General features: G+C 64.6%; 17 protein-coding genes. 3 read left to right on the top strand and 14 right to left on the bottom strand.

The features are described 5' to 3' along the window. Positions 1-131: 131 nt before the first annotated feature. From CN933_RS11200 to CN933_RS11180, 5 genes are all read right to left on the bottom strand, one after another. Positions 132-1,151, bottom strand: coding sequence for a carbohydrate kinase family protein (locus CN933_RS11200; RefSeq protein WP_102761536.1), 1,020 nt, complete (start codon positions 1,149-1,151; stop codon positions 132-134). Further along, a complete protein-coding gene (locus CN933_RS11195) occupies positions 1,148-2,179 on the bottom strand; it encodes a beta/alpha barrel domain-containing protein (protein ID WP_102761535.1) in 1,032 nt (343 codons plus the stop codon). The genes CN933_RS11200 and CN933_RS11195 overlap by 4 nt, the downstream gene beginning before the upstream one ends. Positions 2,180-2,208: 29 nt before the next feature. Then, positions 2,209-2,994, bottom strand: coding sequence for an ATP-binding cassette domain-containing protein (locus CN933_RS11190; RefSeq protein ID WP_102761534.1), 786 nt, complete (start codon positions 2,992-2,994; stop codon positions 2,209-2,211). Further along, the gene (locus tag CN933_RS11185) at positions 2,994-3,893 is read right to left on the bottom strand and encodes an ABC transporter permease (RefSeq protein ID WP_245425067.1); all 900 of its coding nucleotides are present in this window, start codon (positions 3,891-3,893) and stop codon (positions 2,994-2,996) included. Before CN933_RS11185 ends, CN933_RS11190 begins: the two co-directional genes overlap by 1 nt. A gap of 180 nt (positions 3,894-4,073) precedes the next feature. Next, complete coding sequence (locus tag CN933_RS11180) at positions 4,074-5,087, bottom strand: substrate-binding domain-containing protein (RefSeq protein WP_102761532.1); 1,014 nt, start codon at positions 5,085-5,087, stop codon at positions 4,074-4,076. 332 nt (positions 5,088-5,419) lie between these two features. Between CN933_RS11180 and CN933_RS11175 the strand changes: the two genes are divergently transcribed. Next, positions 5,420-6,646, top strand: a complete 1,227-nt coding sequence (locus tag CN933_RS11175) for an ROK family transcriptional regulator (protein ID WP_102761531.1) — start codon at positions 5,420-5,422, stop codon at positions 6,644-6,646. Between the two features lie 143 nt (positions 6,647-6,789). Here CN933_RS11175 and CN933_RS11170 read toward each other — a convergent pair whose 3' ends face one another. The 8 genes from CN933_RS11170 to CN933_RS11135 form a co-directional block, all read right to left on the bottom strand. Then, complete coding sequence (locus CN933_RS11170) at positions 6,790-8,034, bottom strand: Gfo/Idh/MocA family protein (protein ID WP_102761530.1); 1,245 nt, start codon at positions 8,032-8,034, stop codon at positions 6,790-6,792. 52 nt (positions 8,035-8,086) lie between these two features. After that, the gene (locus tag CN933_RS11165) at positions 8,087-9,088 is read right to left on the bottom strand and encodes a LacI family DNA-binding transcriptional regulator (protein WP_102761529.1); all 1,002 of its coding nucleotides are present in this window, start codon (positions 9,086-9,088) and stop codon (positions 8,087-8,089) included. Further along, on the bottom strand, positions 9,085-10,041 hold the full coding sequence (locus CN933_RS11160; RefSeq protein WP_018096046.1) for an ABC transporter permease: 957 nt from the start codon (positions 10,039-10,041) through the stop codon (positions 9,085-9,087). Before CN933_RS11160 ends, CN933_RS11165 begins: the two co-directional genes overlap by 4 nt. Beyond that, positions 10,038-11,030, bottom strand: coding sequence for an ABC transporter permease (locus CN933_RS11155; protein WP_102761528.1), 993 nt, complete (start codon positions 11,028-11,030; stop codon positions 10,038-10,040). The genes CN933_RS11160 and CN933_RS11155 overlap by 4 nt, the downstream gene beginning before the upstream one ends. Continuing rightward, positions 11,030-12,535, bottom strand: a complete 1,506-nt coding sequence (locus CN933_RS11150) for a sugar ABC transporter ATP-binding protein (RefSeq protein WP_102761527.1) — start codon at positions 12,533-12,535, stop codon at positions 11,030-11,032. Before CN933_RS11150 ends, CN933_RS11155 begins: the two co-directional genes overlap by 1 nt. Before the next feature lie 169 nt (positions 12,536-12,704). Beyond that, the gene (locus CN933_RS11145; RefSeq protein ID WP_018096043.1) at positions 12,705-13,727 is read right to left on the bottom strand and encodes an ABC transporter substrate-binding protein; all 1,023 of its coding nucleotides are present in this window, start codon (positions 13,725-13,727) and stop codon (positions 12,705-12,707) included. A gap of 130 nt (positions 13,728-13,857) precedes the next feature. Then, positions 13,858-15,021, bottom strand: a complete 1,164-nt coding sequence (locus tag CN933_RS11140) for a dihydrolipoamide acetyltransferase family protein (protein ID WP_102761526.1) — start codon at positions 15,019-15,021, stop codon at positions 13,858-13,860. A 2-nt stretch (positions 15,022-15,023) separates the two neighbouring features. Beyond that, a complete protein-coding gene (locus tag CN933_RS11135; RefSeq protein ID WP_102761525.1) occupies positions 15,024-17,102 on the bottom strand; it encodes a dehydrogenase E1 component subunit alpha/beta in 2,079 nt (692 codons plus the stop codon). A gap of 116 nt (positions 17,103-17,218) precedes the next feature. Between CN933_RS11135 and CN933_RS11130 the strand changes: the two genes are divergently transcribed. Then, on the top strand, positions 17,219-17,689 hold the full coding sequence (locus CN933_RS11130) for an Lrp/AsnC family transcriptional regulator (protein WP_102761524.1): 471 nt from the start codon (positions 17,219-17,221) through the stop codon (positions 17,687-17,689). Positions 17,690-18,221: 532 nt separating this feature from the next. Then, entirely contained in the window at positions 18,222-18,788 is a 567-nt protein-coding gene (locus tag CN933_RS11120) for a dienelactone hydrolase family protein (protein WP_102761523.1), read from the top strand. A 138-nt stretch (positions 18,789-18,926) separates the two neighbouring features. On the opposite strand, the gene CN933_RS11115 is transcribed toward CN933_RS11120, so the two are convergent. Continuing rightward, entirely contained in the window at positions 18,927-22,544 is a 3,618-nt protein-coding gene (locus tag CN933_RS11115; protein ID WP_102761522.1) for a hydantoinase B/oxoprolinase family protein, read from the bottom strand. Between the last annotated feature and the right edge of the window lie 109 nt (positions 22,545-22,653).

Genomic DNA, 22,653 nt, shown 5'->3' with positions numbered 1-22,653 from the left:
AACCGCGCTCAGGCAGGAAGGTTCCCGGTCGCGGCGTCATAGGTCAGCACTTCGCCGAGTTCAGGGGCAGAGTTTCGGATCCATTGCGCAGTCGCGCCCGCAGACACCACCAAGCCGGCTCGGCGCACCCATCAGTGGTCTCGGGGGCCCCATTTGTCCGCGAGTGCCAGGCAATCCTTCCAAGGCAAGACCGCGCCGGTAGTCGAGATGCTGCGCAAGGACGCGGCCGCTGTTGCATGCGCCAGCCGGAGAGCCTGCTTCACGCTCCAGCCTTCATGGATGCCGTAGAGCATCCCGGCAGCGAAGGCATCGCCGGCCCCGTTCGCCCCCTTGATCTCCGCCTCGGGGATGGCGACGGACGGCAGCACCACGCCTTCCCCCTCGCGGGTGACGGCGATGGCAAAGGCGGGGCAATGCACGGCGACAAGTTTCAGCGCGCCGCGCTCCAGCACGGCACGCGCTGCGCGCATGCATGCCGCCTGGTCGGGTGCGTCGCCCAGAATTGTTTCAACGCCGGCGATCGCCCCGATTTCCAGGTCGTTGACGATGAGGAAATCGAGATGGGGCAGGCAGGGCCCGACCAGCCGCGCCATCAAAGCGCGGTCGATGCTCGCCAGCTCCAGGTTGGTTTCGAGGCCCGCAGCGCGCGCCTTCTTGAGCACCGCCACCCAGCCATTCGGCTCGTTTTGCCAGGGAGCATCGAGAATGCGATGCACGCCCGGCAGGCCGAGATGCAGATAGCGCATGCGCGTTGAAGAGAATTCGAAATGATCCGGCGTCAGCAGCGCTCCGCTTCCGGCGTGAAAGATGTGCGTGCGCCGGTGGGAACGCAGCGAGACATAAGCATCGCAGAACTGGGTGGCGGCCGCCTCAGTCACCATCATCTGACTGATGTCGATGCCGGCGGCAGCTGCCGTCTCCCTCAGGTAGCGGCCGTCGTCGTCGTCGCCGACGAGACCTATCGTCTCGACGGGGACGGACGGGTCCAGATGCTTGATGTCGAGCGCAAGGTTGCAGCCCGAGCCCCCGCCGTGGCGTTCTTCCTCGAGAAGTTCGGCAAGGCCGTCCTCGCCCGGCCAGTGGCTGACGGTGCGGTTGTAGTCTGCGCACCACGTTCCGCCCGTGACGATCCCCCGCCGGCCACCGCTCATCTGCTCTCTTCCTGTTTGAGCACCGCTTCGGTGACGACGTTGTCGGCGGCGAGATCGCGCAGCGGCGTGATGCCTTCCGTGGCAAGACCCGCATGATAGGCTTTCACTGCCTCTGAGGGCGAGACCGTACCGGAGGCAACCTCGCGCAGCAATCGCACCATCGACAGCGGGTCCTCGGCAAGGTTGATCTTGCGCCCGAACAGCGCCACTCGCGCGCCGAATCGCTCGGCCTGGTGGAGCAGCTCGAAGCAATCGCGCGTCGTGCCGGCGCCGCCACCGAGCACGCCGACGATGACGCTCGGATCGTAGGAGGCGAGTTCCTCCATCGCTTTGGCTCCATTGAACTGGATCTTCAGAAACTGCGGCCGGTCTTCCCGGGTGACGCCGGCAAGGCAGCGCGTCATCACGTCGTTGACATAGTGGGGCAGTACCTCAGGGTCGATGCCGCAGGCGACGTTGGGATTGAAGACTTCAAGGAAATACTTGAACCTGTTGCGCGCCGCATCCTCGCGGAAGGCGCGGAAGGCTTCGAGCGCCTCATAGTCGCGGTCCAGATCGTTGTTGAAGGTGATGGAATAAAGACCGAGATCGGTGCCGGTGATCGGCGCGCCAGGCGCGGGATCGACGGACCCGGTCGTAACGCGCGAGAGGGAGGCGGTGCGGAAGGGGCGCGAGGCTGCCTTCACATAGGTCGCACCGCGGCCGACCCAGATGTCCGTCGTATCGTTGGCGCGGATTGCCGGCTTGACGGCACTGTCGCGATAGACGCCCATCTCGGTCAGCGCCTCCATGTTGGAGGCGGAGGTGAGCATGATGTCCACGATATCCTGCTCCACAACGGCGCGGATATTTTCGAGAAATTCGGGGCGGGTATAGTGGCGTGACCAGCTGCCGTCCTTCTCCCGCTTGGGACCGCAGGAGGTTATCGAGGGACCCATGTCGCCGTCCTTGGCGTCGGCGATGATGAAGTCGCTGCGGGTATATTGGCCAGCGCGGATGCGCGCGAGCTTCCGGTCGAGGCGATACATGGTCTCACTCCTATTTCGGGACAAGAGGGTCAGGCAGTCGCTGCGCCGGTCATGATGGCAACGACGTCGTTCATGGAATGGGTCTTCGGGGTAACCACGGCGGCGCGCCGGCCGAGGCGCATGATGTGGATGCGGTCGGCGATGTCGAAGACGTTCGGCATGTTGTGGCTGATCAGAACGACGGGCAGGCCGCGATCCCGTATCGAGCGGATGAGTTGCAACACCTGCCCGGTTTCACGCACCCCGAGTGCCGCCGTCGGCTCGTCCATGATCACCAGTCTGCGGGCGAAAAGCGCGGCACGGGCCACGGCCACGCCCTGCCTCTGGCCCCCCGAGAGCGATTCCACCGGATTGTCGATCGCCGGCAGTCGAAATTTGAGTTCTCCCATGGCCCGGCGGGCTTCCTCGCGCATGCCTTTTTTGTCGAGGCGGCGAAAAAGGCTTCCGAGAAGCCCTGGTGCGCGCAGCTCCCGGCCGAGAAAGAGATTGGCGGCGATATCGAGCGCAGGCGCCACGGCGAGGTCCTGATAGACCGTCTCGATTCCGGCATGGCGCGCATCGAGAGGTCCCTTGAAGTGGATCGGCACTCCGTCGAGCAGAATTTCACCGCTGGTCGGGCGCACGGCGCCGGTCAGGGTCTTGATGAGCGTCGACTTGCCGGCGCCGTTGTCGCCGACGACGGCAAGGATCTCGCCGGCCCTGAGTTCGAAGTCGACGCCGTCGAGCGCAGTGACGTGGCCGTAGGTCTTCACCACGTTGCGCGCTTCGAGAACCAGGCGCGCGGAAGGCTCTTCGATGGGGGAACCGGCTGGCATCAACGCTTCCTCCGGGACAGCTGATCGAGCGCGACGGCGATGATGACGAGGATGCCCGTTATGAGGTCCTGCCAGAGCGGGTCGATGCCTGCGAGCGTCAGGCCGTTGCGCAGAACGCCGACGATGAGCGCGCCGATCAATGTCCCTACGAGCCCGCCTCGGCCGCCGAAAAGACTCGTGCCACCGATCACCACCGCGGTGATCGAATCGAGATTGGCGCTCTGCATGGCATTCGGGTCCGCGTTTGGGATACGCCCGAGCGCGAGCCAGGCGGCAATCCCGTAGATGAGGCCGGCCAATACATAAACCGAGAGCAGGTGGCGCCGTACTGGGATGCCGACCAGCCGGGCGGCCTCGGCATTGTTGCCGATCGCATAGACGTGCCGGCCCCATTTCGTCTGGTTCAACAAATACCAGACGCTCGCATAGAGCATGAACATGATCAGCACGCCATAGGTGAGCACGAAGCCGCCTATCTTCATCGTATTGCCCGTCCAGGCCAGGAAGGGATCGCGTACCGGGAAGGCGCCACCCTCGGAAATGAGTCGCAGCGCCGCGGTCAGGATGCCGAGAATGCCAAGTGTGACGATGAAGGGCGGGAGCCTGAGGCCGCTGACGAGGCCCCCCGCGGCAAGGCCGGCGGCCGTGCATATGAGCACGGCAATGCCCATGGAGAGAACCGGATCATAGCCAAGATTGGCAAGCTTTCCCGCGACGATCGTTCCCAGCACGCATATGGCGCCGACGGCAAGGTCGATCCCGGCAGTCAGGATCACGAGCGTCTGACCGATCGCCAGAGCGCCTATGACGACTGTCTGCTGCAGGATGATCGACAAGTTGTGGGTGGCGAGAAAGCGGGGATTGGTCAGCGCGAAAATCACGCAGAATCCGAGCAGCACCAGAAGAGGTCCCGCCGACGGGCTGCCCAATATACGGGCTTTCAGGCTTCGCGGCGCCTCAGCTGGATATACGGTTGCTGTGTTCATGGACGTCCCGTGCCTCAGGGTTTTGTTGCGCGGCCGTTCGCCCGCGGGATCGCTGCGGCGCAGGGCGTCGCGCGATCCCGCCGTGGTAGCGGATCAGTCGCCCCAGCAGTTTTCGAGGCCCCAGGAGGTATCTTTCGAATCCAGCCCTTCGACCGGCTTGTCGGAAATGAGGACGGAACCGGTGTTGACGAATCCGCTCGGCTTCTTGCCGGTAGCCGCATATTCCACCACCGCGTCGACGCCCATGGTCGCCATCTTGTAGGGGAACTGCATCACCGTCGCGGCGATCTTGCCGTCCTTGACGTCGCGCACGCCGGCACAGCCGCCGTCGATCGAGGTCAGCATCACGTCACCTTCCTTGCCGAAGGCTTTGAGCGCCGCATAGGCGCCGGCCGCCGCTGGCTCGTTGATCGTGTAGACGGCGTTGATCTCGCCGTTCTTGGAGAGCAAATTCTCCATGCCGATCTGACCCTTGTCCTGCGCACCATTGGTGATGGCCGCGCCTGCTATGGAAGGGTCACCCTCGGCTATTCCGAAGCCCTTCAGGTAACCGTCGTGGCGGAACGTATCGACCGTACCGCCGGGCGTGCCGTCCAGCATTGCGACGACCGCCTGCTTGTCGCCCATCGCCTTGCGGGCGTAGGCGCCCTGCTGCACGCCGGCCTCGAAATTGTCCGTGGCGAAGGTGGCGTCGACCGCATCGGCCGGATCGGTCGCCGTATCAAGCGCGATCACCAGCACGCCGGCATCGCGGGCCTTCTTGATGATGTCGAGCATGCCGGAAGAATTGTTCGGCGTGACCAGGATGCCCTTGGCACCGGCGCTGATCAGGTCCTCGATGGCGGCGACCTGTCCTTCGTTATCGCCGTCGAACTTGCCGGCGCGGGCGATCAGCTTCACGCCCTTCTCCTTGGCACGCGCCTCGGCCGCCTGGCGCATCTTGACGAAGAAAGGATTGACCTCGGTTTTCGTGACCAGTCCGACGATTACCTCGCTGGCGGCGGCGGAGCCCGGGCCGAAGGCGAGGCCGAAAACGAGTACGCCGGCGGCGATGCCGCCCCGCAGGACGGCAGAGCGCGAGGACGCGCTAATATTGTGAAGTGCCATTAGATCCTCCTCCCAAATCCAAAGACGCCATGAACCCCTCCGGCTCTTTCGGCGTGGACGGCCTCTCCTCAAAGGCCACAGGGATTAACTCAGCCATTTTAGATAAAGTCAACTTAATATCGCCAATCTTATGTATATTTTTATACAAAACGGGCGACGAGGTTCTCGCGGAACGATTACCCGATGAGAACGGACGCGCGTCAGAGGCAGCGATGCGGATAAACGCCAGGGAGGACTTATGTATCTTATTTCCCATAAGTTATGATCTCTGAGGTTCGGTGCTTTCTCGCGCGCCGCTTTGCCGCTAAACCGGGCCGAATACGGAGTTTTGCATGGCACGGCCGGTACAGGGGCCCGACAGACCCACTCTGGAAGGCGCCGGAGGTATCTTTTCCCTCATCGCGACCGGCAGCGCCGTCTCGCGCGCCGAACTGCTGGCCGCCTCCGGCTTGTCGCGGGCGACGGTGACGCAGCGGCTGAGCGCGCTCCTCGCCAGCGGGCTGGTACGCGAGACCGAGGAGACCCTGCCCAGCGGCGGACGGCCGACGCGTGTGCTCGCGATCAACGCCACGAGCGGCTTTCTGCTGGTCGCCAATGTCGGTGAGACGCACATCCATCTCGCCGCCATGGATCTGAAGCCGGCGATCATCTCCCAGACGACGCTGCCCTTTTGCGTGGCAAGCGGCCCCGAGGTGACGCTGGAGCAGATTGGCCAAGCCTTCGCCGCGCTGGCGGCAGGGGCCGAAAAGACGCATGGTTTCCTCCTCGGCATCGGGCTCAGCCTGCCGACGCCGGTGGATTTCAAGCGCGGCTGCGTGGTCGGCCCATCGGTGTTGCCCGGCTGGGACGAATTCGACATCATCGGCCGTCTCAACACCCGGTTTTCAGTGCCGGTCTATGTCGAGAACGACGTGAACCTGATGACGATCTGCGAGCACAAGCGTCGCTTGCCGACCGTTGAGGACATGCTCTTCGTGAAGGTCGGCACGGGCATCGGCAGCGGCCTGATCGCAGGCGGACGCCTTTTCCGCGGCGCCCAGGGCGCTGCCGGCGACATCGGCCACATCCAGTTCCTGTCGGATGACGCACCGCTCTGCCGTTGCGGCAAATTCGGCTGCGTGGAGGCGCGCGCCGCCGGCTGGGCGATCGCCCGCGACCTCTCCTCCCGCGGCTTTCGCGCCGAAACCGCCCGCGATGTGCTCGACCTCGTCGAACAGCGCAAGCCAGAGGCACTGATGCTGCTGCGCGCTGCCGGGCGAACGGTCGGCGAGGTCATTTCGGATGCGGTGAGCATCATCAATCCGAGCCTGATCGTCGTCGGCGGTACTCTGGCGCGCGGCGGCGATTTGCTGCTGTCGGGCATCCGCGAGCTCGTCTATCAGCGCTGCCTGCCGCTCGCCACCAGAAACCTCTCGATAGAGCTGTCCAGCATCCAAGACGACAGCGCTCTGTACGGCGCCGCCCACCTGCTGTTGGACGATATCTTCGCCCCGACGAAGACCGGTGAACTTCTCGCACGATACGCTGCGGCCGCCGCCCCGTCTACCAGAACGGGATGAGGAAACCTGTGCGGCTTTCCGCCTTCATCCAGCGTTTCAACTTATCGGAATCGCTCAGGTTCATGTTTTAGGTCGATCCAACCTACATCGTAATCCAGAGCCCTCGGAGGCGTGGCGTCGTCAGGCGGCGTCTCAACGGCCGTTCACGCCCCCACGCGCGCCACGACGGGAATATAGTTTTCGAGCTCCGGCGCCGGGAAATGCAGCGTCGCGCCGATCTCGGCGGAGCGGTAGAGGCCCATCAGGATTTCGACGACCGCCAGGCCGTCCTCGAAGGTTTCGAGCGGCTTTATCCCCTTGCGGAAGCATTCGACCATGTGGCGGTTTTCGTCCGTATAGCCGTAGACGCCGGCTTCGTCCTCCAGCACCGGCATCAGGCCCTGCTCGGCATTCTGCTTTTCGACGAGGTCCTCGCCCTCTGTGCCCTGCACGGCCCGCGACAGGAAGATCTTCAAGCCGGTGCCGAGCGAATTGTACTCCAGCGCATATTCGGGGCCGAGGAGCTCGAGCTGAATGCGCAGGCCGGCGCCGACATAGGCCCAGGAGGTCGTTGCCTCGATCATCAGTTCGTTGCCCTCCTCGTCCTCCAGCATCACGGTCGCCCGGGCGAAATCCTCCGAAGGGCGCCGACGGTAGTCGACATCCTCACCGAAGCGGCGGCGCAGCTCATCGGCATAGCCGGCCCGCGTCCATTTGAGGTTCGCGACCGTGCCGTTCACCGATTTGACCTTCAACGAATTTCGAGGTGCGCCGGGCGCCGTGAGCAGATGGCGCGCCACCTCGACGCTGTGGCACATCATATCGGAAAGCACCCCACCGCCCTGCTTGTCGCCCTGCCAGAACCAGGGCTCGTGCGGACCGGCATGTTCTTCCGCGGCGCGTGCGAGATAGGGCCGGCCGGTGGTCGAGGCGGCGCGCCGCCAAATGATCTCCTTGCCTCGCAGCACCGGCGTGCAGAAGACCTGGTTTTCGAGATAGCCATGGTTGAGACCCGCATCCTCGGCCAGGTGCAGCATCTCGCGTGCCTCCGCTACGGTGCGCGCAAGCGGCTTCTCGCAGGCGACGGCGAAGATCTTGCTGCGTCCCGCCTTGATCTCCCCGTGGAGCGTCCGCATGACGTCGAGCCGCGTGTAGTTCGGCGACAGAATCCAGACCGCGTCGACGTCGCCGGCGGACAGGAGCGATTCGAGACTTTCATGCGCACGGCACGCGCCGAGGTCGAGCGCCCCGACTTCGCTCACGAAGCGTGCGCGGTTTTCGGGATTGCGGCTGTAGACGCCGGTCACCTCGACATTGCGTACTCCGATGAGCGATTTCAGGTGGAAATGCGCGATAAAGCCGGTGCCGACGAAGCCCACTCGCAGGGTCTGTTTCGGTAATGTGGTCATTCTTTCCTCCCCGACGTCCAGCGGCGACGCTTCCAGCCGCCCGCATGTGCTTTCAGATAAGTGGCGGCGCCGTACTGCCCCGTACCTTCAGGACCGTGGGCAGCAGGATCGGTTCGGCTCCCTCCGAGCCGCCCGCCAGAATTCCAAGGAGCACCGCCATGGCGGTGCGGCCGATCTCGGAGCGAGGCTGGACGACCGTCGTCAGCGGCGGATAGAAGGCCTTGCTCAGATAGAGATCGTCGAAGCCGACGACCGAAACGTCGCCCGGCACGTCGCGTCCGATCCGTCTCAGCTCGTGGATGGCACCATAGGCCATTTCGTCATTGGCGACGAAGAGCGCGGTCGGCGGATCGGAAAGAGAGAAGAGCGAGCGGCAGCATTCCCCGCCGCTTTCGATCAGGAAGTCGCCCCGCACCTCGTAGCCGGCTGGAACCGTCAGCCCGGCAGCGCGCATCGCCAGGCGATACCCCTCCCGCCGATAGACGCTCATCGGCTCGGGCACCGGCCCGGATATATGAGCGATCCTCCGATGGCCGAGTGAAATCAGGTGCTCGACGGCACCGCGGGCCGCGGCGACATTGTCGACCTGCACATGCGGCAGGCCCGAGCCCTCGATCATTTCCAGCGCCACCACCACGGGCAGATGGTTCCAGCCGCCGTCAGGCGGCAACTTGCCGGTCATCAGGATCATGCCGTCGGCATGCCCGTCGCGCAGCATGTTGAAATATTCGGTCTCGCGGGCCGGGTCGTCCTCGGTATTGCCCATCAGCACGGCATAGCCGGCTTCGCGCGCCGTCGCTTCGACGCCCTTGAGGATGTCGAGGTAGAAGGGATTGCCGACGTCGCGTACGACCATCAGCACCGTCATGGACCTGCGGGTGCGCAGGTTCCGGGCGCTGACATTCGGCCGGTAGTCGAGCTCGCGCGCCAGGTCGAGCACGCGCTGGCGCGTCTCGGCGGTCACCAGCGTCGAAGCGGCCAGGGCGCGCGAGACGGTGGCCACCGACACGCCCGCCTTCTCGGCAATGTCCTTGATCTTCGGCCGGTTCCTCATGCGCGCATCGCCCGGCCGCGCCCATAGAACATCATGAGCAGGAGCAGCGTCGCGCCGAACACCATCTGGCGTCCGGACTCCTCGATGTTGATCGTCGTCAGGATGCTCTGCAGGATGACCAGCAGGACCGCGCCCGCCATGGTGCCGGTGTAGCCGCCCTTGCCCCCGGCAAGCGATGTGCCGCCGAAGACGACCGCGATGATCGAGGGGAGCATGTACTGCTCGCCGACATTGGCGAAAGACGTGCCGGAATAGCCGAGCAGGCAGAGGCCGGCGATCGCGGCGAACATGCCGGAGATCATGAAGAGCGCGATGCGGACCAGCTTGACCGGCACGCCGGCCATGTAGGCCGCGTGCTCGTTCGAGCCGATCGCATAGATGCGGTGGCCGAAGACGGTGCGGTTGAGCATGAGCGCCATCAGGATGCCGATCACGATCCAGAGCCAGATGATGCCGGGAATGCCATAGGCGAGCGGTTGCGTGACGAAGCGCGAGAGCGCGGGCGCGGCCTGGCCGGAGGGAATTCCCATCCGGATGACGACGAGAAGCCCCTGCAGCACGCCCAGCATTCCGAGCGTCATCACCAGCGGCGGGATTCTGAGAAGCGTGACGCCGAGCCCGTTCAGGAGGCCGAAGAAGGCGCCGGCCGCAAGACAGGCGGCGACGGCCGGCAAGATGCCGCCATCGGCGCCGTTCATGACGTTGCCCGCGAGGATGGCCGAGAGCGAGACGACGCCGCCGACCGAGAGATCGATTCCTTCGCGTCCGCCGAGGATGACGACGTTCTGACCGGCCGCGACGATGCCGAGCAGCGAGGCGACGATCAGGAGCCTCAGGATCTGGCCGCCGGTCGCAAAGCCCGGCGACAGCGCCTCGCCGAGATAGAGGAGCAGCACGATGAGCACGAGCGCGACGACGATCGGCTGTCGGACGAAGGACACCACTCGGCTCATGAGCGCGCCCTCCTGCCGGCAAGCACGCCCGCCATCAGCACGAGGAGGATCGCGAGGCCCTGCACGAAGTTCTGCCACTCGGACGGCGTGCCCATGAAAAAGACGACCGAGTTGATGAGCCCTATCGTCAGCGCCCCGAGCAGCGAGCCGACGACGGTGCCCCAGCCGCCGGAGAGCGCGCTGCCCCCGAGCACGACCGCCGCGACGCTGTAGAGCGTCATCTTGCCGCCGACCAGCGGATCGCCGCTTGCAGTATCGCCTGTGATGCAGAAGGCGGCGAGCGCGGAGAAGAGGCCGCAGAGCACATAGCCCTTGATCCGGGTCGCTATGACAGGCAGCCCGGTCTGGTAGGCCGACTGCTGGTCGTCGCCGACGGCAAGCAGTTGCGTGACCAGCCTGGTGCGGCTCATCACAGCGAGGAGGATGACGAGGGCCGCCAGGATGTAGAAGACGAAGGGAACCCCGAAAAGCCGGCCGCCATAGGTGCGCCAGAAGAGCGCCGGCGCCGGGGTGCCGGCAACGGGCAGGATGTAAAGCGCAAGGCCCGTGAAGAAGATGCTGGTCGCGAAGGTCGCGACGATCGCCTGCAGCCGCAAAGCCGCGACGACGAGGCCGTTCACGAGCCCGCAGGCCAGCCCGAGCAGGAGACCTATGGCCAGCGCCAGGAACACCGCGCCGGCCCCCCCTCCCCAGCGTTCCATCAGAACCACGATCGCGACATTGACCAGCGAGAGGATCGCGCCGGCAGAGAGGTCGATATCGCCGGCATAGACGACGTAGGTCTGTGCGATCGCGAGCAGGATCAGCGCCATATAGGTGCTGAGCAGCCCGGTCAGAGCCCGAAATGTCAGGCTGTTCGGCGAAAAGAAGCCGTTGAGGAGAAGGAGTACGGCGACGATCACGAGCGCGGGTAGGAAAGGATAGCGCTCCAGCAGCCTGCCGATGCCGCCGGCGCGCCGGTATGTCGGGACGGTTGCGGTCTCTGCCATCACGCGGCCTCGTAAGCGGCTTGATATAGATTGTAGCGGGTGCGGTCCGCCCCCGTGAGCTCCCGGCTGACCGATCCGCCGTTGAAGACGAGAATGCGGTTGGCGTTGCCGAGCAGTTCGGCATCCTCGGAAGAATAGAGGACAATGCCGAGCCCCTCCGCCGCCAGTTGCCGGATCAGCGCGAAGAGGTCCGCCTTGGCGGACAGGTCGATGCCCTTGGTCGGGTCGTCGAGCAGCAGCACGTCGGGGCGGTCGATCAGCCAGCGGGCGATGATCACCTTCTGTTGATTGCCGCCCGAAAGCGAACCGATCGGGTGGAAGAGGCTCGCGAATTTGGTGTGCATGCTTTCCAGCGCCGGCGCCACCCTGTCGCGCAGCTTGCCCGGCCGAGCGATCATCAGCCGGTCGCGCAGATAGTGGATCGGCGTGACGTTCTCGATGATCGGTCTTCCGCTGATGACGCCGTCGCGGCTGCGGTCGCCGGAGACATAGGCGCAGCCGCGCCGGATCGCGTCACGCGGGTTCGAAGCGTCGAAGCGGCTGTCGCCGATGAGGATTTCGCCCGACGCGATCGAGCCGGCGCCGAAGATCGCTCTGAGCACCGCCGATTGGCCCTGGCCGTGCAGCCCGCCGAAGCCGAGAATCTCGCCGCGGCCAACCTCGAAACTCACATTGCGGAAACCGCGGCCGGAAAGATCGCGCACCGTCAGCGCGGCGCCTCCTTCACCCTCCACCACCGCCGGCACTGACGATTGCGTCGCCGGCATGTCGCCGGCACCGCCGACCATCAGCCGGATCACGGTTGCCGGATCCGTGTCGCCCAGGTTGAGCGTGGTGATGGTCTCGCCGTCGCGAATGATGGTGACGCGATCGCCGATCGCCTTGATCTCGTCCATGCGGTGCGAAATGAAGATGATGCCGCGCCCGCGACGTTTGAGATCGCGCAGGATTTCGAAGAAGCGTTCCACCTGGGCTCGGTCGAGCGCCGAGGTCGGCTCGTCGAAGATGAGGAGCGGCGCCTCGCTGGCGAGCGCCTTCATGATCTCGACGAGCTGACGCTGGTCGGGGCGCAGGTTGCCGACGAGTGTGTCGGCGGAAAACCCTTCGCCGCAGACGCCGTCGAAAAGGCCGATATAGCGCGCCGCGCGCTGCCGGAGTTCCCAGCGGTCGATGAAGACCCGCGATTTGACCGGCAGCTTGCCGAGCGAGATGTTTTCCTCGACCGAGCGGTGCGCGGCGAGGCTGAGTTCCTGATAGAAGATGCCGATGCCGTGGGCTCGCGCCGAGCGCGGTCCGCTGATCGTCACCGGCTGGTCGTCGACCAGGATCCTGCCGCCATCGGGCCGCACGCTGCCCGCAATGATCTTGCAGAGGGTGCTTTTTCCCGAGCCGTTGGAACCCATCAGGACATGGACCTCGCCGGCCATGAGCTCAAGATCGCCACGGCGGACCGCCAGGGTCGCGCCGTAAGCCTTGCTCACGCCGCTCAGTTTCAATTTCGACATGGAAACTCGTCCGTTCGCTTCGGTTTGGCGGGCGCTGGCCGGGATCGGCTACTTTATGTTTCCTCAAATCCTGGCGGATTTAGGGATAGAAACATGCAGCAAGACAAAGTGTTACCGGGAGCATGCGCGCCCAACGGGACGCGCAATGCCTCAGCGCCCTGCCGAAGGCTCACTTGAACAGCGCTTCCGCCTCCTCGATCGAAAGCGAGCTCGTATAGGAATAATAGCCGGGCTTGCCCTCGAGCTGCTTTGCGGCCTCCGCCACGTTCTTCGAGTCGATGAAGGGAATCGGCAGGTAAAGCGCGTTGCCGTATTGTCCGGCCTTTGCCGGCTCCTTCAGTTCCTTGCCCTGCAGCATCAGCACGGCGACGTTGAGGGCACTCGCCATGACGCCGGGCGGATTCACGGTCGCTCCCGAGTTCAGCTTTTCCTTGATCCAGAGGTCGATGAAGTCCTTGCGGATTTCGCCCGTCGCCGCGATTTCGCCGGCCTTGCCGGCGTCCATGATCGATTTCCAGGCGCCGGCCGCCATGCCGTCCTGCACCAGCACGCCGTTGATGTCCGGATAGGTGGCAAGAATGTTCTGCATCGCCTGCTGGCCCTGCGCCTGGTCCCAGTTGGCATTGACCTCGTTGACGACCTGGATATCCGGATAATCCTTGAAGACGCTCTTGTAGCCGGCGACGCGCATCTCGTTCGCCGGATGGCCGGCGACGCCGTTGATCGCAACCACCTTGCCCTTGCCGCCGAGCGTTTCGGCGAGCCACTTGGCGCCCGCGGCACCCCAGGCGGTCTGGTCGATGCCGACATAGATGGCATCGGGCGAAGAGACTTCCGCGTCGGTGGCGATCACCAGGATGCCGGCTTCCTTCGCCTGGGCGAAGATCGGATCGAAGGCGGTCGGGCTGTTGGGGTTGACGATGATGGCGTTCACCCCTTCCGCGATGAAGTTGCGGATATGCGCGATCTGCCCGGGTACGTCGACATTGGCGCTCTGGACGGAGACCTCGACGTCGACGCCTTTTTCCTTCCATTCCGCAGCGGCGGCCTTCGCCTCGTCGATCATCTGGGTGCGCCACTCGCTGCCGACCCAGCCGTTGGAGAGACCTATTTTAAAGGTCTCGGCGTGAGCGGATGCCGACAGGACGATGGACGCGACGGTGCCCAGCGCAAATGCGATAAGTTTCTTCATAAGATCCTCCCAAATCTTGCCGGCACATGAAGCCAGAAAATGTAATCGATTTCAATCGCCGTTTTGGGCGACTATCAGGGGCCGGGAGGGTCATTTACAGCCGCGCGTCTTATCAGACGCGCAAAGTTCTTTAATCTGTGGCCTGTAATCGGCCCCGATCAGTCGGCCAGGTCTCGATCACGCGGACGAAATGCGTCAGCCACGCATTGGTCTGGTGGCCGTCCAGCGCACGATGGTCGATCGTCAGCGACACATAGGCCATCGGGCGTATCTGGATCGTGTCGGCGCCGTCCACCTCGCGCACGACCACCCGCTTGTCGAGCTTGCCCACGCCCAGGATCGCCGATTGCGGCTGGTTGATAATGATCGGCGCCGCGAGCAGCGATCCGGAGACGCCATGATTGGAAATGGTGAAGGTGCCGCCCGTCACGTCCGCGCGGGAGAGCGCGTTCGAACGCGCGCGTGTCGTCAGGTCCCGCAGCCGGGCCGCAATCTCGGCAAGCGACAGGTCCTGCGCCCGATGGAGGACCGGCACGACCAGGCCCTTGTCCCCGAGGGAAATACCCACGCCGATATTAATGTCGTCGAATGTTTCGAGCGCATCCTCGTGCCAGCGGCTGTTGACCTCGGGGACCGCGCGCATCGCCGCCACGCAGGCCGAAACCACATAAGCCGTATAGGAGAGCTGGGCGCCGTCAGCCGCAAGCCTCTTCCCATGTTCGTCCCGATGGCGCATCACCGCCGAGAAATCGGCCTCGAACACCGCCGTCACATGCGGCGCCGTCGTGACGGAGGTGAGCATATGTTCGGCGATCGCGGCACGCATGGCGCTATGGGGTATCCTGCGCGACTTCGGTGCCGCTCCCCTGTCGCCAACCTCAGCCGCGACCGAAGCAGTGCCTTCCTGCCGGGCCGTAAACGCCCTGTCCATGTCGGCGCGCGTGACGCGACCACCCCTGCCGGTGCCGGTGACGGTGGCCGGATCCAGGCCATATTCTTCCGCTGCATGCCGCACGGCCGGCGAGTAATGCGGCGCGTGTCCCGCCCCGGCAGCCTCGCTGCCGATCCGGCCGAGAACGGCGCCGGGCGGGGCATCGTCGCCATTTCGCATCAGGATTTCCGCGAGCACCCCGTCGGCGGGCGCCGACACCTCCTGGGTCACCTTGTCGGTCTCGAGCTCGACCAGCGGATCGCCCGATTTGACCGTCTCGCCGATCTTCCTTAGCCAATTGCGGACGACCGCTTTGGTCCCCTCCTGCTCCAGCGGAGCCTGAATGTCGATGAGATCGCCCATGCTCAGAACTCCAGAAGGTCGGTGATCTTCTGGCGTATGCGTTCCGTCGATGGAACCGCCCAGTCGAGCAGGACGGGATTATGAGGGCTGGGAATATCCGGCATGGTGAGACGCGAGATCGGCGCGTCGAGATCGATGAAGGCTTCGTCGGCGACCGCTGCGGCAATCTCCGCGCCGAAACCCGCCGTTGCGAGGTCCTCGTGGACGATGAGGCACCGGCGGGTGCGGCGCACGGAAGCGATGACCGCTTTCCTGTCCCAGGGCATCAGGGTTCTCAGATCGATCACATCGGCGGAGATCCCCTCGGCCGCCTCTTCGCAACGCGGCACCATGGCCCCCCAGGTGACGATGGTGATGTCGCGTCCTTCACGCGTGAACTTCGCCTTGCCGAAAGGCAGGGCGAAGGCATCGCCGGGATAGGGCCGCCGCGCCCAGGGATGGTCGAGCATGGCCCGGTGCTCGAAGAAAATCACCGGGTCGTTGCCGCGCAAGGCGGTGCGCAGGAGCCCGACGGCGTCCTCGGCATTGGAGGGAACGGCGATCTTCCAGCCGGGCTGGTGGACGAAGGCGACCTCGTTCGTCTGGCTGTGCCACGGATCGCCGCATTTGAAGAATCCCCCCGCCATCCGCACGACGATCGGGGCGGCGAAGCGGTTGCTGGTCCGCCAGCGGATCGTGCCGCAATCGTTGAGCTGCTCGATCGCGGGCTCGGCATATTTGCGGAACTGGATTTCCGGCACCGGCACGAGCCCCGCGAGCGCCATGCCCACCGCCCGGCCGATGATGCCCTCCTCCGAGAGCGACGTGTCGAAGACGCGGGCGGTACCGTATTTCTCCTGCAGCCCGAGGGTCACGGCATGGACGCCGCCCTTCGGGCCGATATCCTCGCCGAAGAGGACGACCCGCTCGTTCACCGACATCTCGTGATCAAGCGTGCGGCGGATCGCCGTCACCATGTTGATCCTCTGGCCGTCGCCCGTCGCGGTTTCCGTCGTTTCCGGCGGACGGTAGCCGGCAGAGTGCTGTCCGCCCATGACCTGCATCTGGCCTTCGAAGAAGACATTGCTGGTGACGGTTTCGGGGTCGGCGACCGGCCGGGATTCGGCCTCCATGCGCGCCCGTTCGGCGGCAGCCTTCGCATCTCTCGCAGCTTCGTTCCATTCCTCTGAACTCAACAGGGCGGGGACGAGATAGTCCCTCAACCGCGGCAGAGGATCGTGTGCCCATTCGCTCCTGACGAGCTCCTCGCTCTTGTAGGTCTGGGTATCCTGGACGCTGTGCCCTTCGAGGCGCGGCACCTCGAGCCTGAGCAGCACCGGCATCCGCCCTTCGCGCACCAGTTCCACGGCGCCCTTCGTCAGCCGGGCGGCCTCTTCGGGATCCGAGCCGTCGCCGTCGAGAACGGTCAAGTTTTTCCAGCCGGCGAGATTGCCGGCAATATTGCCTTCGGGTGTCTGGAAGCTCGAGGGAACGGAGATGCCGAAGCCGTTGTCTTCGATATAGAAGAGCAGCGGCAGGCCCTGCGTCGTCGCGATCGTCAGAGCGGACCAGAAGCCGTTGGAGGCAACGGAACCGTCACCGCCCAGCACGACGGCAACATCCTTCCGATATTCCTCTTTTCCGAGAACTTCGCTGAAATAGGTGATCGCCTGCGCCCAGCCGGCCGTCGGCGTGTACTGGGTGCCCACGCCGCCGCACATCGGCAGGGCGGAGGCGCCGTGCGGGTTGGGATAGTTGAAAACGACACCGATATCCCGGCCGTCGGAATATCCGCCCGCGCGCCCCATCGCCGAGCCGAGCGCGTCCGCCGGATCGACGCCGAGCGCGAGCAGCAGCGGGCGCGAGCGATAATAGCCGCATGCCGCATCATGCCTGCCCGTGAGGTGAAGCCCCAGGAGAATCTGGGCCATGTCATGCCCGCGGGCCGAAAATTGGTAGAGGACCTTCTTCTCCGGGACCAGGCGCTGCTCTTCCATCTCGTCGAGGGCGCGCGACAGAAGCAGAAGTTGCACGACCTTCTTCCATTCGATGCTCTCGTCCGGTGCGTTGCGCCGGTCTTTTTTGAGTGCGGCCTGGGCCATCAGGGTCTCCTCCAGTCCTCCGAGATCAAGACTACGCCGCTCGAAGCGCAAAACGGTTTCAATCTGGTCGTTTTTTGGCTAGGCTTTGATGAAGCTGTTTCGGATTCGAGGGATTCATGATGAATTCATTCAATCTCGACGCGATCGACCGAAAGATTCTGGGGATCCTCCAGGACCGGGGCGACATCAGCCATGCAGCCTTGGCGGAGGCGGTCGGTGCCTCGCCGGCCTCCTGCTGGCGGCGCATCAAGGCGCTCGAGACGGCGGGGGTGCTGGTCAAGACCGTGAGCCTCGTCAATCCCGACATGGTCGGACGCGGATTGAACGTCTTCTGCCAGGTGCGCATGAAGTCCCATGATCCGGTTGCGCGCCGAAATTTCGAACGCTTCGTGGAAAGCCACGAGGAAGTTCTCGAATGCTATTCCATGTCGGGCGACTGGGATTACCTGCTACGGGTCCTCGTTGCTGATGTCGCCGACTACGAGCGCCTGCTGATGCGCGGCATCCTCACCCACGAGGCAGTGGCGAACTCGTCGTCTCACTTCGCGTTGAAGAGCGTCAAATACTCCACTGCCGTTCCCGTCTAGATCATTGAAGCTGCGCCCTTTTCCTGGAAATGCTCTAAGACCTTAGTCCGACGCTTCCGGCCATAGGTCCTAGGACCGTTGCGTGCCGAGTTCCCATAACCTATGCCGGTGGTTGCGCGTTCTCGGGATAACGGAAAGCCCCAACTGCCGCCCGGGCGCGCGAGGGTCGCAGAGCGAAGACGCCCCAGCCCCAACTGTATCGCTCTGCGACCCTCGCTTCGAGCATTCCCGCTCTTCTTCCGTCTACGGCGCCGAACGTCCCGTCACATGTCACGATTTCTCGGAACCATCCGCCGGGCGAGACGTTAGACGCGGTCGCTTTTGCCCGAAGCGACTGGAAGCGTAAGAGGGTCGGCTCGTCATTCCCTCCCCCCTCCCCGAAGAGTCGACCGACAGGCGGCGCCCTTTCTCCTCCCTCGGGGGCGCCGCCATCGCTTCTTCGAAACGGACTGCAGGTCATGGATGCACCGTTGCCGTCGCTGGCTCCGCGTGATCAAGTGCATCCTGCGCCAACAGCCCAGGGAACCGTGCCGTGACGACAGTGATCCTTTTCCATTCCGTCTATGGCCTGCGCCCGTTCGAGAGGGGCGTCGCCGAGCGCCTCACTGTCGCAGGCCACGAGGTGTTCACGCCCGACCTCTACGAAGGCCGGGTTGCTTCCTCGATGGAGGAGGGCTTTGCCCTGAAGGAAGAGATCGGCTGGAGCACCCTTTGCGAGCGCGCCGAGCGGGCGGTCGCGGATCTGGCTGCCGATGCCGTTCTCGGCGGTTTTTCCATGGGCGCTGCTGTCGCCGCCAGCCTGTGGCCGAAGCGGCCCGAAGCGGCCGGAATTCTCTTTCTGCACAGCATCGCCGAAATTCCGGCAAATGCACGTCGCGGGCTGCCGGTGCAGGTCCATCTCGCCGACCCGGATACCTTCGAGCCTGCAGACGAGGTCGCCGCCTGGCGTGCTGATGCCGAGCGGACGCCGGTGGCACTGGAAGTCTTCATATATCCCGGTGCCGGGCATCTTTATACCGACGCCACGCTTGCCGATTACGACTCCGAGGCGGCCCGGCTCACCTGGAGCCGCATCGAACGTTGCCTTGCAGCACTTTGAGCGGACACTCGAAGTCTGCCCCTCATCCGGCTACCGCCACTTTCTCCCCGCAGGCGGGGAGTAAGGAGCAAGCCGCACGTTCTTGGATCCCCTTTCCGTCATAACCGGGAGAGAGGGGCGATCCGTGAGGCTTTGACGTTACGAAGCCTTCCCATAACCTCCGCCCGTCGGCGTCACGACGGTGAAAGTCTCGCCCGCCTCGAGCACCGTATGAGCCGAGCCCGGCAGCTCTTCGATGCGGCCGTCATTGCGGCGGACAAAGTTGCGGCCGGTTTCCCCCGCCTCGCCGCCCTTCAGGCCGAAGGGCCGGATGCGGCGGTGGCCGGAAAGGATCGCGAAATCCAGCCGCTCGCGCGCGCGGATCGTCCTCTGTGTACCGTCGCCCGCCGACCACTTGCCGCGCCCGCCCGAGCCCTTGCGGATGTGGAAGTCTTCGAGCACGACCGGGAAGCGCGTCTCCAGGATTTCCGGGTCGGTGAGGCGCGAATTGGTCATGTGCGTGTGAACCGCATCGGCGCCGTCATAGCCGGGGCCGGCCGGCGCGCCGGAGCAGATCGTCTCGTAATACTGGTAGTCGGCGTTTCCGAAAGTCAGGTTGTTCATTGTTCCCTGCGCGGCGGCCTGCGCCTCGACCGCGCCGAAGAGGCAATTGGTGACCGCCTGACTGACCTCTACATTGCCGGCGACGACCGCCGCTGGGTAGCGCGGCGAAAGCATGGTGCCTTGCGGAATGACGATGCGGATAGGCCTCAGGCAGCCGGCATTCATCGGGATGTCGGCCTCGACCAGCACCCGGAAGACATAGAGCACGGCGGCACGCGTCACCGGCTCCGGCGCGTTGAAATTATCCGAGCGCTGTTGCGACGTTCCGGTGAAGTCGACCGTTGCTTCCCGGCTCTCGCGGTCGATGGAGATCTTCACGACGATCCGGCAGCCCTGGTCCATCTCGTAGGAGAATTCGCCGTCCGGCAATCGGTCGAGCACGCGGCGCACGCTTTCGGCCGCATTGTCCTGGACGTGACCCATATAGGCCTCGACCACATCCTCTCCGAATTGCGCGATCATCTTCGTGAGTTCCGCCACGCCCTTCTCGTTGGCCGCGACCTGTGCCTTGAGATCGTTGACGTTCTGGAGGATGTTGCGCACCGGATAGCGCGCTCCGTTCAAGAGGCTCTCCAGTTCGTTCTCGCAGAAGCGGCCGCGGTCGATGAGCTTGAAGTTGTCGATATAGACGCCTTCCTCTTCGATATTGGTGGCCAGCGGCGACATCGAGCCCGGCGAGATACCGCCGATATCCGCATGGTGACCGCGGCTTGCGACCCAGAAGCGGATTTCGTGGCCCTCCTCGTCGAAGACCGGCGTGCATACTGTCAGGTCCGGCAGATGCGTGCCGCCGTTGTAGGGCGCATTGATCAGGAACACATCGCCGGGATGGATGACCGGGTTCTCACGGATCGCGGTCGCGACCGAAGCGTCCATGGAGCCCAGATGCACCGGCATGTGCGGCGCATTGGCGACCAGATTTCCCCTGTTGTCGAAGACCGCGCAGGAGAAATCGAGCCGCTCCTTGATGTTGACCGAATAGGCCGTGTTCTGCAGCGTCACCCCCATCTGCTCGGCAATCGACATGAAGAGATTGTTGAAGATCTCCAGCATGACCGGATCGGCCTTCGTGCCGATCGCGGTGCGCTCGGGCAGCGCCTTGATCCGCCTAAGGACGATATGGTCTTTCGCCGTCAGTTCCGCCTGCCAGCCGTCCTCGACGACGATCGTCTGGTTGGCTTCGATGATGATCGCGGGCCCGGTGAGCTTCTGGCCGGGCCTGATTTGCGAACGCAGCGCCACCGGAGCGTCGTGAAACGCACCCTGCGAATAGAAGCGGGTCCGCCGGTTCGGGGCGACATCTCCGGCCGTCACGGCAAGACCTTCCGCTTCCATTTCCGCAGCCCCGCCGCCGACCGTTTCGACCTCGACCGCATCGATCACCAGAGCCTTGTTTTCGGCGACGAATCCGAAGCGGCGCCTGTGCAGACGCTCGAATTCACCGCGGAGCCGCGCCTGGTCGTCCTCATCCGGGAAGGTCGCTTCCACCGGCAGGACCGTGTCGGTTCCGGCATAGCGGATATGCGCGCGCAGATGTGTGCGTATCCGCTCACGGGAAATCCCCTGCGCCTCGAGTTCCGTCAGGCATTCCGATTGCAGTGTTCGGGCAAGTGCGGCAAGCGCCCTCGGTGCGGCCTCGTCGAGACCGGCCCCGAGCGCCTTCTGCCGCGTTGCGCGAATATCGGCAAGGCCCATTCCATAGGCTGAGAGCAGCCCGGACATCGGGTGCAGGAGAATACTCTTCATGCCGAGCGCGTCGGCGACCAGGCAGGCGTGTTGCCCGCCGGCGCCGCCGAAGCAGTTGAGCGCATAGCGCGTCACGTCATAGCCGCGGCTTACGGAAATCTTCTTGATCGCCTCGACCATGTTGGCGACCGCGATGCGGATGAAGCCGTCGGCGACGTCCTCGGGGCTCCGCCCGTCGCCGATCTCGGCCGCTAGCGCGACGAAACGCTCGCGCACGGTCTCCACGTCGAGCGGCAGATTCTGTTCCGGTCCGAAGATCGCCGGAAAGTGTTCCGGCAATAGCTTGCCGAGCATGACATTCGCATCGGTGACGGCGAGCGGTCCGCCGTTGCGGTAACAGGCCGGACCTGGATTGGCGCCGGCCGAATCCGGACCGACACGGAAGCGCTCGCCGTCGAAATGGAGGACCGAGCCGCCGCCGGCGGCAACCGTGTGGATCAGCATCATCGGCGCCCGCACCCGCACGCCGGCAACCTCGGTCTCGAAGGCGCGCTCGTACTCGCCGTCGAAATGGGCGACATCGGTCGAGGTTCCGCCCATGTCGAAGCCGATCACGCGGCCGAATCCGGCCGCCTCGCCCGTCCGCGCCAGACCGACGACACCGCCCGCAGGTCCCGAGAGGATCGCATCCTTGCCCTGGAACATCTCTGCCGCCGTAAGCCCGCCGGACGACATCATGAACATGAGCCGGGCGCCGGACCGGGCGACGTCCAGCTCTTCCGAAACCTGCGCCACATAGCGCCCGAGCACGGGCGAGAGATAGGCGTCGATCACGGTCGTATCGCCACGGCCGACATATTTGACGAGCGGCGAGACCTCGTGGCTGACGGATACCTGCTCGAATCCCATCGATCGTGCGATGCGGGCGACGATCGCCTCGTGGGCGGGATATCTGTAGGCGTGCATCAGGACGATAGCGACCGCCCCGTAGCCATTGGCTTTCAAGCCTTCGAGCGCCCGGCGCGCTGCCGCCTCGTCGAGCGGCCGCTCGATCGTGCCGTCGGCGAGCACCCGCTCGTCGAGCTCGACGATCTCCGAATAGAGCGCCTCGGGCTTGATGATTTCGGTGGCGAAGATCTTCTTGCGTTCCTGATACCCGATCCTGAGCGCATCGCGGAAGCCGCGCGTCGTGACGAGCGCCAGCCGCTCGCCCTTGCGCTCCAGCAAAGCATTGGTGGCAACCGTGGTGCCCATCCTGACCTCGCCGACCACGCCCGCCGGAACCGGATCGCGGGGGCCGAGGCCGAGATGCTGCCGGATGCCGTGGACCGCCGCATCGCGATAGGCGCCGGGATTTTCCGAAAGGACCTTCAGCGCGTGCAAGGCGCCCGCCGGATCGCGGCCGACCACGTCGGTGAAGGTACCGCCGCGATCCACCCAGAAATCCCAAGCTCCCGTCACGCTCATCTCCAGTTCCTCCACAAATCTGCCCGCCGCTTCCATGGGCGCTTTTTATGAGCCGGCCACGATCGGCAGGCAAGGGAAGAAGAGGCGCGCCACCACCGAAAAGGGAGCC

It is taken from the genome of Sinorhizobium sp. M4_45 (genome assembly GCF_002885915.1).
GTDB lineage: Bacteria > Pseudomonadota > Alphaproteobacteria > Rhizobiales > Rhizobiaceae > Sinorhizobium > Sinorhizobium meliloti_A.
The sequence above is the reverse complement of the archived record's forward strand: the minus strand, read 5'-3'. Positions and strand labels throughout refer to the sequence as shown.

Excerpts from the sequence above, each read along its gene's own strand:
- CN933_RS11200 (WP_102761536.1), bottom strand. The coding sequence starts at position 1,151 with ATGAGCGGTGGCCGGCGGGGGATCGTCACGGGCGGAACGTGGTGCGCA.
- CN933_RS11195 (WP_102761535.1), bottom strand. The coding sequence starts at position 2,179 with ATGTATCGCCTCGACCGGAAGCTCGCGCGCATCCGCGCTGGCCAATAT.
- CN933_RS11190 (WP_102761534.1), bottom strand. The coding sequence starts at position 2,994 with ATGCCAGCCGGTTCCCCCATCGAAGAGCCTTCCGCGCGCCTGGTTCTC.
- CN933_RS11180 (WP_102761532.1), bottom strand. The coding sequence starts at position 5,087 with ATGGCACTTCACAATATTAGCGCGTCCTCGCGCTCTGCCGTCCTGCGG.
- CN933_RS11175 (WP_102761531.1), top strand. The coding sequence starts at position 5,420 with ATGGCACGGCCGGTACAGGGGCCCGACAGACCCACTCTGGAAGGCGCC.
- CN933_RS11170 (WP_102761530.1), bottom strand. The coding sequence starts at position 8,034 with ATGACCACATTACCGAAACAGACCCTGCGAGTGGGCTTCGTCGGCACC.
- CN933_RS11165 (WP_102761529.1), bottom strand. The coding sequence starts at position 9,088 with ATGAGGAACCGGCCGAAGATCAAGGACATTGCCGAGAAGGCGGGCGTG.
- CN933_RS11160 (WP_018096046.1), bottom strand. The coding sequence starts at position 10,041 with ATGAGCCGAGTGGTGTCCTTCGTCCGACAGCCGATCGTCGTCGCGCTC.
- CN933_RS11155 (WP_102761528.1), bottom strand. The coding sequence starts at position 11,030 with ATGGCAGAGACCGCAACCGTCCCGACATACCGGCGCGCCGGCGGCATC.
- CN933_RS11150 (WP_102761527.1), bottom strand. The coding sequence starts at position 12,535 with ATGTCGAAATTGAAACTGAGCGGCGTGAGCAAGGCTTACGGCGCGACC.
- CN933_RS11145 (WP_018096043.1), bottom strand. The coding sequence starts at position 13,727 with ATGAAGAAACTTATCGCATTTGCGCTGGGCACCGTCGCGTCCATCGTC.
- CN933_RS11140 (WP_102761526.1), bottom strand. The coding sequence starts at position 15,021 with ATGGGCGATCTCATCGACATTCAGGCTCCGCTGGAGCAGGAGGGGACC.
- CN933_RS11135 (WP_102761525.1), bottom strand. The coding sequence starts at position 17,102 with ATGGCCCAGGCCGCACTCAAAAAAGACCGGCGCAACGCACCGGACGAG.
- CN933_RS11130 (WP_102761524.1), top strand. The coding sequence starts at position 17,219 with ATGATGAATTCATTCAATCTCGACGCGATCGACCGAAAGATTCTGGGG.
- CN933_RS11115 (WP_102761522.1), bottom strand. The coding sequence starts at position 22,544 with ATGAGCGTGACGGGAGCTTGGGATTTCTGGGTGGATCGCGGCGGTACC.